Raw genomic sequence first — 14,234 nt, 5'->3', positions numbered from 1 at the left:
CCAGTCCCCAGTCCCCAGTCCCCAGTCACCTAAAAATATGAAACGCCGTAACCGCATTATTTGGCTAGGTGCGATCGCTCTAGCAGCCATAATTTTACTTAGCATAACAGTTGCTCCTAGTAGTAAAATCAATAGTGGTTCTAGTTATAATCGCGCACCTGAAGGTTATGGTGCTTGGTATGCTTTTATGCAATCTCAAGGCACAAATATCCAACATTGGCAAAAGCCTTTTAGTGATATTGAAACCGAAACAAACCCTGTAACTTTGCTCCAGGTGAACAGCACTCTCAGAAACCCAATGTTTTATTCACAACAAATTGAATGGGTAAAAAAAGGTAATACCTTAGTGATTTTAGGTGTAAAACAACCACCAACAGCGGCAGAATTTAGCAGCAATCAAAAATCAGCTTTTGGGGATGTCAAAATTGACACTAGCAGAAGATATCAAAAATCTCAGTCAGAACAAGAGTTAGAACAAGTTTTGTTAGGCGATCGCTATGGTGCTGTAGTCTGGGAAGAGAAATATGGTAAAGGCAAAGTCATTTTCGCTACCACTCCCCATTTAGCCGCCAATGCTTATCAAGAAGAAGCAAATTTTGTATATTTAGCAGATTTAGTTACCAAAGGTAACCAGAAAATACTTATAGACGAATATATCCACGGATACAAAGATCCTGATATCAGAGAGAAAGAAGGAAGAGGCGATTTATTGGGTTACTTGGCGAAAACTCCTTTATTTCCAGCATTGGTACAGGTGGTGGTATTGTTATTAGTGCTAATTTGGTCTGAAAATCGCCGCTTTGGTAAACCCGTCACTTTAGATACACCAGTTATAGATAACAGTCAGGCTTACATACAAGCATTAGCAGGAGTTTTACAAAAAGCAGAATCTAGCGATTTTGTACTGGAAATGGTCGGAAAAGAAGAACAACTGCAACTACAAAAAGTATTAGGATTAGGTCAAATACTAGTAGAAAATGAAGTTTTACTCAAAGTTTGGCAAGATCAAACAGGTAAAAATGCAGCAGAACTAGATGCAGTCTTAAAACTACAAGTAAAAAAACACCGAATCAGTGAACAAGACCTGATAAGCTGGTTAGGGAAATGGCAAAGCCTACGGAAAAATCACAATTCAAAATCTAACATCTAAAAATTAATCTTTAACTCAAGATTTGATAATCTACTGATCTATCAAATATTCTGACTCCTGACTCCTGAATTATTAGCAAGTTGCTAGTTATAACCGTGATGGAAACATAGACAAAAAATTAATTCTGACTCCTGACTCCTGACTCCTATTTCTTGATTAGCAACTTACGTTATCCATAAAAATATGAGTGCAACACATCCTGTATTAATTCGCCTTGGACAAGGACTAAACCAAATAATTGTAGGACAATCCAACCTAGTTAAGCAATCGCTAATAGCATTGTTAGCAGGTGGACACATAATTTTAGAAGGTGTTCCCGGAACTGGCAAAACACTCCTAGTCAAAGTGTTAGCGCAGTTAATTCAAGCAGATTTCCGACGGATTCAACTTACACCAGATGTTTTACCATCGGATATTACAGGAACAAATATTTTCGACTTAAATAGTCGCAACTTCGTACTCAAAAAAGGTCCTGTTTTTACAGAAGTTTTACTCGCTGACGAAATTAACCGCACTCCCCCCAAAACACAAGCTGCACTGCTGGAAGCAATGGAAGAAATGCAAGTCACCTTAGATGGTGAAAGCTTACCATTACCAGATTTATTTTGGGTGATTGCGACGCAAAACCCCCTGGAATTTGAAGGTACTTATCCCTTACCAGAAGCACAGTTAGATCGGTTTTTATTCAAGCTAGTTGTAGATTATCCAGATCAAGCAGCAGAAAAGCAAATGTTACTAAATCGACAAGCGGGTTTTGCAGCTAGACGCTTGGATATTGCCAAGTTAAAACCAATCACTACAGTAGCTGATATTTTAGAGGCTAGGCAAGCCGTTAAACAAGTTAAGGTATCTGAAGCTATAGTTGATTATCTCTTGGAATTGGTGAAAAAAACTCGTCAATATCCTGATTTAGCTTTAGGTGCATCTCCTCGCGCTGCTGGTGCTTGGTTACAAACATCTCAAGCATCTGCTTGGTTAGCGGGTAGAGATTTTGTCACACCTGATGATATCAAAGCTGTTGCGTCTCCACTGTTGCGTCATCGTTTACTTTTGAAACCAGAAGCAATGCTGGATGGTTTACAAATTGATGCGGTAATAGCTGCGGTAATTAATCAAGTTCCAGTTCCCAGATAATCAGCAATTTGCTGTTTTTATCGGGAGCATCCCAATTTTGAAAAGATAACCGCAGCAACACGAAAACATCTGCTATATAAAACCTAGACAAAACTAGACTTTACTTTCTACTTCAACGGGAGCATGGGAGCAGTTATCCCTCAGTAGACTTTCACGCCTTAGCCAGACGCGATTGTGTTCCAATTAAGTTTCTGAAAAAGACTACCACCATCATTGCTTGGTTTTCGCGTCGGCAATAGTCTCAATTCAATACTTGATATCACCGTATTATATATCAAGTAGTTGATTTTTTCCTAAAAATATATTGATTTTTGTCAATATAAGTATAGTTTTGTCTATGAAATTGTCAACTTAGGACTTGCTCTCTTACCTTTGTGTCCTTTGCACGCCAGTTGCTACAAGTCGGCAGAGCTGCCCAACGCACTGGCTCGTCTTTGCGGTTCAATCATAAGCTGTTGTTCCTTTAACTTGAATAATTAATACAAACAAGATGCTTGTGCTACTGTAACTTCAGATTTTTTAATTATACAGTTTAGCTGCACATCAGCTTATCAGGACTTTGGATCATTTTTCCGTTAGATAAAAATAAATTTACACATTGGGGATGCTACCGTTTTTATTTGCCATTAATTTAGACTTTACAAATTAGACTTTACAAATTAGACTTTACAAATTAGACTTTACAAACATCCTCTCATTCTCTCATTGTTCATCTACTGATTGATCAAATTTATCAAAAATTCTGACTCCTTACCAAGTTTTCAATCATATTGTATATACCACAGTATGTCTTACCTATTCAATTATTTGCAATCAATTAATATTAAACTAAAAATTTTCCTGTTAGTCAGTATTCTAGCTTTATGTATAATTGTTATTTCTATCAATCCTATTGATAAGCAAACGCCAGTTAAATTAATTGGCAATACTAACGAAATAATTAGGAATAGGCATAATAGTAATAATGTAGATGCTACAGGAAAATTTCAAGTAATTTATACTCCTTTACAGCGCAAACATTTTATCAAAAGACAAGAAAGATTCCAAAAATATCAATCATTTGAAAAATTAGCCCAAAAGCTAAATAGAGTTTTAATTATGCCCAATGATGTCAAAATTGTTTTGGGTGACTGTGGTGCTGTCAACGCCTATTATAAATCCTCTGAACATAGTATTACTCTTTGCTATGAATTAATAGATAGATTCACAGATGTATTTATGGAATACTATCAATCAAGGGAATTAAATATTAATGAACCGGAAATAGTTAATAAAGTTAATCGTCGGGTAGCAGGTACAACGGTTTTTACTTTTTTCCATGAATTAGGACATACACTCATCGAAGAATTAGATTTACCTGTAACTGGTAAAGAAGAAGATACAGTTGATGAATTTTCGACAATTTTATTATCAGAATTAGGACAGGAATTTGCAGCTTTAGCTTCTGCTATCCAATTTGGTTTATCTGGAAATCAGGAAATGGAAAGTGTAAGTCAAGATTTATCTTTTTGGGATGAACACTCTTTGAATTATCAAAGGTTTTATAATATTATTTGTTTGGTTTATGGTAAAAACCCCAAAGAGTATGATGTTTTGGTAGAAAATATAGGTATCCCACCAGAAAGACAAACTACTTGCCGAATAGATTATAATAAAAAACTGAAGGCTTGGCGAACTATACTCAATCCTCATTTAAGAGAAGGTATGAATTTATTATAATCAGAGTTGGAAGAATTTAGGAGTCATACCAATTCTTGATAAAGATGCGCTAAATTCAAGAATGAACTAACCGCAAAGGACACAAAGGACACAAAGAAAGAAGGAAATAAGAGATGAAGAATTTAGGCGCAGCCTCATAAAGAAATTGGATCAGAAGTCACTTAACTGTTAACTGTTAACAGTTAACAATAAAGCATGAATAATGATAACTGATAACTATTCACTTTTTTCTGTCACCTGTCACCTGTGAACTATATGATTCCATCTAAAAAAGTTTATTTTTTATTAGGTTTAGCAATTGCTGTATCACCCATTTTATCCATGATTGTGGGTATTTACCAAAGCATCACTTTAACTTTGTTATTTGATGCTGTGGTTTTAGGATTGATGGTTATTGATAGTTTAAAAGTGAGAAAATCTCGCGTTAAAATTAGTCGGGAATTACCCTCACGTTTATCTATTGGCCGTGATAATCCAGTAGTGTTAAAGGTAGAATCAGGAAATACAAATAGTATTATTCAAATTCGTGATTACTATCCGACAGAGTTTACTGTTTCTACATCGACTCTCAGCGTTAATCTTTCTGCAAATAACACCCAAGAGATAACTTACACTGTACAACCAAATCAAAGAGGAGATTTTCCTTGGGGAAATATTCAAGTACGACAGTTGGGAAATTGGGGGTTAGGGTGGGATGATTGGCAAATTCCCCAAAATACACGGGTGAAAGTGTATCCTGATTTAATGGGGTTGCGATCGCTCTCGATTCGTCTGACATTACAATCATCTGGTTCTATCCGCAAAGTTCGTCAAATGGGTATAGGAACAGAATTTGCAGAACTGCGGAACTATCGCAGCGGTGATGATTTGCGGTTTGTCGATTGGAAAGCTACCGCTAGACGTAGTTATGGTAACACAGGTCCATTAGTCAGAGTTTTAGAACCAGAACAGGAACAAACTGTACTGATTTTACTAGATCGTGGGCGATTGATGACCGCCAGAGTCCAGGGTTTACAGCGATTTGACTGGGGTTTAAATACCACATTATCCTTAGCATTGGCGGGTTTACATCGGGGCGATCGCGTTGGTGTAGCTGTATTTGATCGTCAAGTACACACCTGGATACCCCCAGAACGGGGACAACATCACCTTAATCAACTAATTGATCGACTTACTCCCATTGAACCAGTATTATTAGAATCTGATTATTTAGGCGCTGTCACTCATGTAGTTCAACAGCAAACCCGCAGGGCGCTAGTAGTGGTAATTACTGACTTAGTTGATATTACGGCTTCTTCAGAACTTCTCACTGCACTCTGCAAATTAGCACCCCGTTATTTACCTTTTTGTGTCACCCTCCGCGATCCCCAAGTTGACCACATAGCACACAATTTTACTGACGATATCACAACAGCTTATACTCGTGCAGTATCTCTAGATTTATTAGCACAAAGACAAGTTGCTTTTGCCCAATTAAAACAAAAAGGTGTTTTGGTTCTGGATGCACCAGCAAATCAAATTTCTGATCAATTAGTTGAAAGTTATCTAAAACTTAAAGCCAGAAATCAGCTTTAGCAGGAGTCAGGAGGAAGAATTACCCTTACTGCTAAAATATCTTCCTCTTCATTCCTTTTTAATTTTTAACTTTTAATTTTTAATTTTTAATTTTTAATTTTTTATCCCTTAACCAATTTATTTTTACGATTACAATACAGCACTAAAAATATAAACAATCCCATTCCTGCTAAATATTTAATCGGGTCTGGAACAATAGGATTAGGTGAGAAAAAACCTTCAATAATTCCAGCTATAATTAACATCGGCACAATTCCAAATACCAATTGTGCAGCTAGAGAACTATAATATTTAATTGCATCTCGACGGCGATATTTACCAGGAAATATAATTGCTTTGGCTATTAAAAGTCCAGCCCCACCTGCAAAAAAGATAGCGGGTAATTCTATTGAACCGTGAGGAAACACAAACGCCCAAAATGGATAAGCGAGATTATTTTGAGCAACTAAAGTACCAACCGCACCAATTAATAAACCGTTAAATATCATAATATAAATTGTGTATAATCCGGCAGTAATTCCTCCAGCGACAGCAACAAAAGACACGGAAATATTATTAATCATAATATTGCTGGATGCCAAAGGTTCAATACCGACAATAGAACCCATCCATAACTCACCTTTATCTCGGACCTGGGAAATTATATGATTTGGTACTATCAGCGACATAAAACTGGGATCTTGCCAAGCATACCACCAAGCTACTAAACCACCTAAGATAAATAAAGCTGTGGCGGTGGCTATGTATGGAAATGTTTGCTGCACTACAGCCGGAAATCCAAAACGGTAAAATTCTAACGCTGCTTGCCATTCTTGTTTGCGTGAACCCTGATAAATTTGAGTATAGGCGCGAGTTGTGAGGGATTGTAAACTTTGAATTAAAGTATTACCTACTTCCTGGGTACGAGCGCGGGCTAAATCTGCCGCTACGGAACGATATAAGCTGGCTAATTCTCTAATTTCCCCAGATTTGAGAGATTTTAACTTTTTTTGTTCTACTTTCCGCAATAGAGAATCTAGACGTTGCCAATTTTCCTCTCGTCTGCCGATCCAACGTTTAATATTCATAAAATTTCCGGGTACTGAGTTTAATTTAGCTTAATATGGACTCAAAATTGCCAACTGTAATTTTCAGGAACATTTACTACTATGTCTGACAACTTGGGTTATACCAGTAATGCTGAACCATTAAGTATTGGTAATGTAGTCAGTGCCGGTGTACGTTTGTATCGTTCTCACCTCAAAAAGTATCTTCAACTAGCCTTGATAGCTCATTTGTGGGTTTTAGTTCCTATCTATGGCTGGGCAAAATATGCAGCCATTTCTGGACTAATCTCGCGTTTAGCCTTTGGCGAACTCACTAACCAACCAGAACCTCTTCCAGATGCCAGGGATCGTGTTGAGCCTCTTTTATGGTCATTTTGGGGAATTTACTTCCGAGTAAGTTTATATCTGTTGTTAGTTTATCTTGGACTAGCAATTGCAGGTGGTATAGTGATTGGTTTGTTCGCAGGGGTATTAAGTGTCATCTTAGGTACTGAAGGAGCTATAATTACAACCGCTTTAGTCGCTGTTTTGATGGTAATTATTATCGTGGCAGGACTAACTTGGTTTTACGCTCGTTGGGTGATAGCTGAAGTACCATTAGCAGTTGAGGAAAATATTAATGGTGCGGAGAGTGTGAATAGAAGTTGGGAGTTAACCAAAGCTTCAGCTTTTCGTATTCAAGGGGTGGTGATAGTTGCTGGTATTGTCACACTACCAATTGTATTTTTATTTAATTATTTACCTAGTTTATTCTTACTGGCACTAGAACCAGGTTCGCTCATTTACGGACTAGTGTATTTTATTTCTATGCTGATCAGTTTGCTAGGAGGAATGTTTGTAATGCCATTCTGGCAATCAATTAAAGCTGTAATTTACTATGACCTAAGAAGTCGGCGTGAGGGTTTAGGTTTGGAGTTACGTGACCGAGAAATTTAAAGCAAAATTGAAAAATAATTTCCAATCATGCACCTTTTCAACAGAATCAAATTCAGCACCCCGGAAAGCGTTGAGTTAGAATTTACCTTAGCTGGTATAGGAAGTCGAGCTTGGGCGTTAATTATTGACTATCAGATTTTGGCTTTAAGTTTAGCTCTGTTTATCGCAGTCTGGGCATTTATTTCTAATCAATTATATGATATTGGTTCAGAGATTTTTGGTCCTGGTTTTGGTTTATGGATGACTGCGATCGCTTTCCTGATTCTTTTCTTTATTTACACAGGTTATTTTGTTTTTTTTGAAACTCTCTGGCAAGGACAAACCCCTGGTAAACGCATTGCAAAAATTCGTGTGGTGCGAGATGATGGCAGACCTTTGGGTTTACAACAAGCTTCTCTCCGGGCTTTACTGCGTCCTATTGATGAGACTTTGTTTATTGGCGCTTTTTTAATTATGTCTATTAAAAGTGAAAAGCGCCTTGGTGATTTAGTCGCAGGAACGATAGTAATTCAAACCCAACAAGTTAATAAATCTGCCAATCTTACTATTTCAGATGAGGCAAAATCTTTTTATATCAGTTTGCAAAAAATCTCGGATTTATCTCAATTATTGCCTGATGATTTTGCCATTATTCGTGAATATTTACAACGCCGCAATGGAATGTCTAAAAAAGCTCGGTCATCTCTATCACTAAAATTATCTGAGCAGGTAAAATCTATTATAAATTTAATAATTTTACCTGCTGATATTTCCTCTGATGTCTTTTTAGAAGCTGTTTATTTAGCCTATCAACAACCAGAGTTTTAAGCAGCAGGCAGCAGGCAGGATAAAGAAGAAAGAAACATATTTATTCCCAGTCACCAGTCACCAGTCACCAGTCCCCAGTCCCCAGTCCCCAGTCCCCAGTTACCAGTTACCAGTCACCAGTCACCAGTCACTAGTCACCAGTCACTAGTCACCAGTCACTAGTCACCAGTCACCAGTCCCTATTCCCTGACAACTAACAAATTAAAACTCTAAACTCGTAAAGTCAGGTTGACGATAATAGGCTGTCATATCGTCAAACTTTCTTAATTCAGCCCGATGAACTACAATTTCGGGAAAATTCAACAGCCATTTTTGATTTAATTCAGATAACAAATTACTGAGTTGTACCCGATCTAAATCAGTAGGAATTTCGCCAAAATAACCTAATGTAACATGAGCAGTAAAGTGGTAATGTTGCTCAATTCCCAAACCCATTAATTTGCGATTTTGATAAATCAACCGCCTCAGTTGAATAATTTCTTCATAGGATCTTTCATCTTTGGGTATTAAACACACCGCTAAAGCTCTTGGCATTACTATTAGTCCTAGCATTTGCCAAGAAATGGGATTACTGACTTCACCCCGCAACTGTTGATACTGCTTAAACAAATTCCCTAAGCAAGTATTTAAATCCTGTTCAAATTGGGGATTTTTCTCAGTAGCATGAATGTAAGCATGATCCCAAATCAAGTCCGCTAAGGTGAAATGAAAACTGGCAGGAGGTAGAGGTACAATCAAATCAGAATTGATTGGTAACTCTAACAGCAATCGCTGAAAAGTCTCAATTTGGCTGTAAAAATCAGCGTTCTGTGTATCTTCTGCTGCTGGTGGGGTAATCAGTGTATAACCAGGAAATGGTGCTGGTTTTCTGACTCCATCAACAGGTTTAAATTTATAAGATTCCTGGATATGCTGAACTTGGGTTTTGTAAGATTCTGGTAGCGTCATGCGTGCTACCCGATTTAAATAGGTTTGGTAGTTGTCGTCCAATCTTCTTAGCCTCGCGCTCTCTTGATAGATTGTAGGAAAATTTACATAATTTGACCAAGTTATTTTATTTAGGGACTGGGGACTGGTGACTGGTGACTGAGGACTGGGGACTGGGGACTGGTGACTGGTGACTGAGGACTGGGGACTGGTGACTGGTGACTGGTGACTGGGTAATCAATTTTATGTTTCTCTGTCAACTATCAACTATCAACTATCACCAATTTATGCCAATCTACGTTTACTGGGGTGAAGATGATTTTGCGATGGAAAAGGCGGTTGCAGCTTTGCGCGATCGCCTTCTTGATCCTCTTTGGACAAGCTTTAACTATACCGCTTTTCCCCCAGATCAACCTGATGCAATAATTCAGGCTTTAAATCAAGTTATGACTCCCGCTTTCGGTGCTGGTGGGCGTTTGGTTTGGTTAGTCAATTCTAATTTATGCCAACAGTGTCCAGAAAATGCGTTATCAGAATTACAACGGACTTTACCCGCAATTCCTGAAAATTCCTTTTTATTGGTAACAAGCCGCAGTAAACCTGATGAACGTCTCAAAGCTACAAAATTTATCAAACAATTTGCCGAAATCCGCGAGTTTTCACTTATTCCCCCCTGGAAAACTGAATTGTTGGTACAAGCTGTCAATGAAGTTGCTCAAGATGTCGGTGTAAAATTAACTTCCCAAACTGCGGAAATATTAGCGGAGTCTATAGGCAACGACACCAGGCTTCTCTATACAGAAATGGAAAAATTACGCCTGTTTATGGGAGGTAGTAATAAACCTTTAGATGTGAAAACTGTCACGCAGTTAGTCAGAAATACTACTCAAAACACCTTGCAATTAGCAGCAGCTATTAGAACGGGTGATACAGCTAAAGCTTTGGGTATTGTCGGGGATCTAATAAATGCGGCTGAACCGGGTTTAAGAATTGTTGCCACTTTGATAGGGCAGTTTCGCACATGGCTATGGGTAAAGATTATGATGGAAACAGGAGAGCGCAACCCCCAAGCGATCGCCCAAGCAGCGGAAATCAATAACCCCAAACGTATTTACTTCTTACAGCAAGAAGTCAAATCTCTTTCTGTACAACAACTAATTTCATCTTTACCCCTACTGCTGGAATTAGAAGTTAGCCTCAAACAAGGAGCTTCAGAAACCTCAATCCTACAAACTAAAGTCATTGAACTATGCCAAGTATATCAGAAACGGTGATTGGTAATTGGTGGTAATTGGTAGTTGGTAATTGGGAAAAATACCAATAACTTCCCCCTGCTTCTTCCCCAGTCCCCAGTCCCAACCTTGATCAAAATTCCGATTTTACCGGAACATCTGATTCCTAAAATAAATCAAATCTACTATCATATCTCTACTATTATTCTGTGTCATCTATCGTATGCAGGAAAATTATTTTGTCTTTTTGCGAACTTCAATTAAACATAAACTTTCTGAGTCCTTGGTATTTGCAACTCTCGCCGCTGCGAGTTTAATTGCTACTTTGGGTTTGACTGTGAAAGCAGATGCTCAAATTCCGCCAGTTGATAATGCAGAAGTTACTAACTATGCCCAGTCTGTATTAGAAATGGAGCCAAAGCGCCAAATTGCGTTTAAAGAAATTAAAAAACTTATTGGTGGAGAAGAAATTCCCAAAATTGTCTGTAATGACCCTAACAGCATGAATTCCCTACCAAACAAGGCCAGGGAGATAGCTGTTAATTATTGTAACGATTCTCAAAACATAGTATCAGCCAATAATTTAAGCATTGCCCGGTTTAATCAAATTACTGTCGAAATTCAAAGCAACGCCGATTTGAAGCGTCAGATATATAATACTTTGCTGCGGTTGCAAAATGAATCTGCTTCTAAATCGGGTGCGCGTAATAGCCGTTAGATATTGGCAAAGGTAGGGATCAGGGAGCAGGGAGAAATTATTTGTATTTTCCCAGTCACCAATCACCAATCACCAGTCACCGATCACCGATCACCAATCATGCTGACATCAACGGCTAATTTCTGCCCCAATTTTAGCAGATGACGACACTGATTAGCTTCGGTTGGGTTGTTCAAGTTAGTGAGACACAGGGGAACTATTTGACTATGTAAACAACTAAAGTATAGTTCTTGGGATTTTTCCAGAGAAATACCCAAATTTAACTGATATCCCACATCAATCAACTTTTCTAACCTTTGGATATCTGTACTAAAAGAACCATTAGCCTCGTGTAATAATTGCCACAGCAAACGCACAATTAACTGTTCTAATATCTGTTTGCCTTCAGGTATATTTAGCTGACAACGCAAATGTTTAGCTTCAGTGGCGATCGCCTCTAATTCTAAAATGTGATTCCAACTTAATTGGGTTTCGGTGATATCTTGCTCTAGGCTACGCAATGTCATCATACAGCGATAACCTAAAGCTATCTCCGCTGCTACTTGCAATTCTTGAGGAACTGTTAACCCATCCCGATGAAAAGCCATAATCACACCGTAATTTTCCCTGTATGTCTGGGTATACAATTGGTCTAATCTATTCAGTGTTTCCTGACTTAACAACCGCATAATACGATGACGTTCTTCTGCAAACAGATTTTGCAAACTAAAGGCTTCATCACCAAAAATCTTTGTCATTGCCAAAATAGCATGAGCCGCGCTGGCCTGTTGCAAAGATGTAAATAGAGTTTCTTTGAGGTGACTATAATCACGTCTACCTGTAAACTGTTGAATGCAGCAGTGAAAATCCCAACCGCCTAAATGCAACACTGCAAATACTAAATTTTCACTTTCCCAAGTAATTTCTGACACTAATTTCAAGTGTCCCACCGCCATAGTTAACGCGCCCATGCGTTGCAGTTGGTAATCTAACTCATTGGCTGTGTAGCAATAAACACGCTTTTGATAAGTTTCCAGATTTTCCGATCTGTCTTGTGTAGAGATCGCATTATTGTGATTGTTGAATAAGGAAGTAATCGCATAATGGGCAGCAACTTGTTTAAATCCAATTTGGGCAGTTAGCACCAATTGACGATAAACTTCTGCACCATGTTTAAAGTGTTCCACATTGCTGTGAGCTAAACCCAAACGTTTGAGGAAACCTTTTTCCAACTGCACACCTGCCACATCTCCTGCTAATTCTAAAGCACGAGCAGCATAGCGGAGAATTTGCGTTCCTTCTGGTCTGGATAACTCTTCAAAAAACCAACCACAACTGGTAAACATAAATAAGGCGTGACGCTGCATTTCCAACAAACGCAAAGCATCTATCTGTTCTGTAGCAGTAACTTTGTGGGTTTGATGACGGGAGAGAAAACGGGTGACATTAGCAGGAGAGCGATCGCGTAAAATTTCAATATATTCATCCCTTGCTAACCAGGGATCACGAAATAACTTTCTCCCATATTCCTCATACACTTCAATTAACTGATCCCGCAACCAGTTCAACGCACTGCGTAACGGCTTGCGCCATTTTTGATGCCAAACACCACCTTCTCCACCACAACCACAATCATCTTGCCATCTATCCACACCATGAGCGCAACTCCAAGCGGTGACAGGTTTTAACTCCACTTCCCAACTCGGAGGATTTAAACTTAAATAGTGAGCAAAATTTGTTACCGTCCAACCGTGACGGGGAAACTCACCAATAAAAGCATAGGCTAAAGTTTTCTCAGTTCCCTTTTTGTGATGTCCAAAGGTTTCCCCATCGGTAGCTACAGATATTAACTGTGCGGGACGATGATCCCCGCGTACTGCTGCACCTACTCTACCTGCAAAGTGGTGAGAACTATAAACCACATCACTAAAACCCATATCCCGTGATATCGGACCATCGTAGAAAAAGATATCAATATAAGGTAAACCTTCTGTGTTTTCTAGAGAAGTGGTTTTAGTCACACTCAAAGGTGAAGATGTGGTTTGCAGAGTTGGCTTTAAATAACAACGATAAGGACGAGTAGGATCAATTTGACTACCACCAACTTCATGCCATTGAGGGTGGGGATCATGTTCTGTGGGGAAAGGACGACAACGTTGAGCTTGAGATGGTGCAAGGACAATAAAACGAATGCCTTCGGAAATGAGAGCTTTGATAGTTGCATAATCAACCGCCGTTTCTGCTAACCAGATACCTTCGGGATCACGACCAAAACGAGATTTAAAGTCTGCTTTGCCCCAGCGAATTTGTGTATATTTATCTCGTTCATTAGCTAAAGGCATGATAATGTGATTATAGACTTGGGCGATCGCATTGCCATGACCATTTAACCTTTGACTACTCTTAGCATCAGCTTCTAAAATTCGTTGATAAACTTCCACATCGTAGCGTTCCAACCACGACATCAGAGTAGGACCAATATTAAAGCTCATGTACTCATAATTATTGACGATCCCCAATAATTCATTTTTGTCATTTAGCACTCTAGCAAAGGCATTGGGGCGATAACATTCCCAATGAATGCGCTCATTCCAATCATGAAAAGGGGTAGCACTAGGTTGACGTTCAATGGCATCTAAATAAGGGTTTTCTCTAGGTGGTTGATAAAAATGTCCATGCACCGTCACGTATACACCACGGGGTTTTTTCAGGGGATCATTTTCAGTCAGGTGTTGAGAATCTGGTTCTGATTGATTTAATGTTAATGTTAAGCCAGAGTTTACTGGCAATTCAGCAGCAGATGTCATCATATTTTTATCCCAATTAAAATTACAGTGTCAAATTGCAATTGTGGCGAAAGTGTGTGTTATATCTACCTTTTTACATTTGTTTTATGGTCTAATCCGCTTTAAACAACAGCTTGAAAATCAAACCGAATCAGAATTTTGGCAAAAATTGTCTCAATATGTCAGGAAATCTGCATTCTCGCGCAACTGTTCCCTCGTAGATGA

At 38.6% G+C, this 14,234-nt stretch carries 12 protein-coding genes; 8 read left to right on the top strand and 4 right to left on the bottom strand.

Annotated features, from left to right (window positions below; translation table 11 throughout):
- Positions 1-37 precede the first annotated feature (37 nt).
- The 4 genes from H5968_RS19855 (at position 38) to H5968_RS19840 (ending at position 5,578) form a co-directional block, all read left to right on the top strand.
- On the top strand, positions 38-1,150 hold the full coding sequence (locus H5968_RS19855) for a DUF4350 domain-containing protein (protein ID WP_187041334.1): 1,113 nt from the start codon (positions 38-40) through the stop codon (positions 1,148-1,150).
- A gap of 183 nt (positions 1,151-1,333) precedes the next feature.
- Complete coding sequence (locus H5968_RS19850; RefSeq protein WP_096572063.1) at positions 1,334-2,284, top strand: MoxR family ATPase; 951 nt, start codon at positions 1,334-1,336, stop codon at positions 2,282-2,284.
- A 786-nt stretch (positions 2,285-3,070) separates the two neighbouring features.
- Positions 3,071-4,003, top strand: coding sequence for a DUF4344 domain-containing metallopeptidase (locus tag H5968_RS19845; protein WP_187041332.1), 933 nt, complete (start codon positions 3,071-3,073; stop codon positions 4,001-4,003).
- A 255-nt stretch (positions 4,004-4,258) separates the two neighbouring features.
- Complete coding sequence (locus H5968_RS19840; RefSeq protein WP_187041331.1) at positions 4,259-5,578, top strand: DUF58 domain-containing protein; 1,320 nt, start codon at positions 4,259-4,261, stop codon at positions 5,576-5,578.
- Between the two features lie 101 nt (positions 5,579-5,679).
- Here the strand turns inward: H5968_RS19840 and H5968_RS19835 are convergent, their stop codons facing one another.
- The gene (locus H5968_RS19835) at positions 5,680-6,645 is read right to left on the bottom strand and encodes a stage II sporulation protein M (RefSeq protein ID WP_187041330.1); all 966 of its coding nucleotides are present in this window, start codon (positions 6,643-6,645) and stop codon (positions 5,680-5,682) included.
- Positions 6,646-6,726: 81 nt separating this feature from the next.
- On the opposite strand from H5968_RS19835, the gene H5968_RS19830 reads away from it, so the two are divergent.
- Together H5968_RS19830 and H5968_RS19825 are read left to right on the top strand one after the other, a co-directional pair.
- On the top strand, positions 6,727-7,560 hold the full coding sequence (locus H5968_RS19830) for a hypothetical protein (RefSeq protein ID WP_187041329.1): 834 nt from the start codon (positions 6,727-6,729) through the stop codon (positions 7,558-7,560).
- Positions 7,561-7,587: 27 nt separating this feature from the next.
- Positions 7,588-8,367: an RDD family protein gene (locus H5968_RS19825; RefSeq protein ID WP_137667514.1), complete on the top strand. Its 780-nt coding sequence runs from the start codon at positions 7,588-7,590 to the stop codon at positions 8,365-8,367.
- Positions 8,368-8,568: 201 nt separating this feature from the next.
- On the opposite strand, the gene H5968_RS19820 is transcribed toward H5968_RS19825, so the two are convergent.
- Both H5968_RS19820 and H5968_RS25855 read right to left on the bottom strand, forming a co-directional pair.
- Positions 8,569-9,357, bottom strand: a complete 789-nt coding sequence (locus H5968_RS19820) for a DUF1868 domain-containing protein (RefSeq protein WP_187041328.1) — start codon at positions 9,355-9,357, stop codon at positions 8,569-8,571.
- A gap of 68 nt (positions 9,358-9,425) precedes the next feature.
- Entirely contained in the window at positions 9,426-9,554 is a 129-nt protein-coding gene (locus H5968_RS25855) for a hypothetical protein (protein WP_255427199.1), read from the bottom strand.
- A gap of 27 nt (positions 9,555-9,581) precedes the next feature.
- On the opposite strand from H5968_RS25855, the gene holA reads away from it, so the two are divergent.
- Entirely contained in the window at positions 9,582-10,568 is a 987-nt protein-coding gene (holA, locus tag H5968_RS19815) for a DNA polymerase III subunit delta (protein ID WP_187041327.1), read from the top strand.
- 181 nt (positions 10,569-10,749) lie between these two features.
- The gene (locus H5968_RS19810) at positions 10,750-11,244 is read left to right on the top strand and encodes a DUF4168 domain-containing protein (protein ID WP_137668803.1); all 495 of its coding nucleotides are present in this window, start codon (positions 10,750-10,752) and stop codon (positions 11,242-11,244) included.
- An 83-nt stretch (positions 11,245-11,327) separates the two neighbouring features.
- Here H5968_RS19810 and H5968_RS19805 read toward each other — a convergent pair whose 3' ends face one another.
- The gene (locus H5968_RS19805) at positions 11,328-14,030 is read right to left on the bottom strand and encodes a DUF3536 domain-containing protein (protein ID WP_187041333.1); all 2,703 of its coding nucleotides are present in this window, start codon (positions 14,028-14,030) and stop codon (positions 11,328-11,330) included.
- Positions 14,031-14,234 lie beyond the last annotated feature (204 nt).

This window comes from Sphaerospermopsis sp. LEGE 00249 (assembly GCF_014299995.1).
In the GTDB taxonomy this organism is placed as follows: domain Bacteria; phylum Cyanobacteriota; class Cyanobacteriia; order Cyanobacteriales; family Nostocaceae; genus Sphaerospermopsis; species Sphaerospermopsis kisseleviana.
The sequence above is the reverse complement of the archived record's forward strand: the minus strand, read 5'-3'. Positions and strand labels throughout refer to the sequence as shown.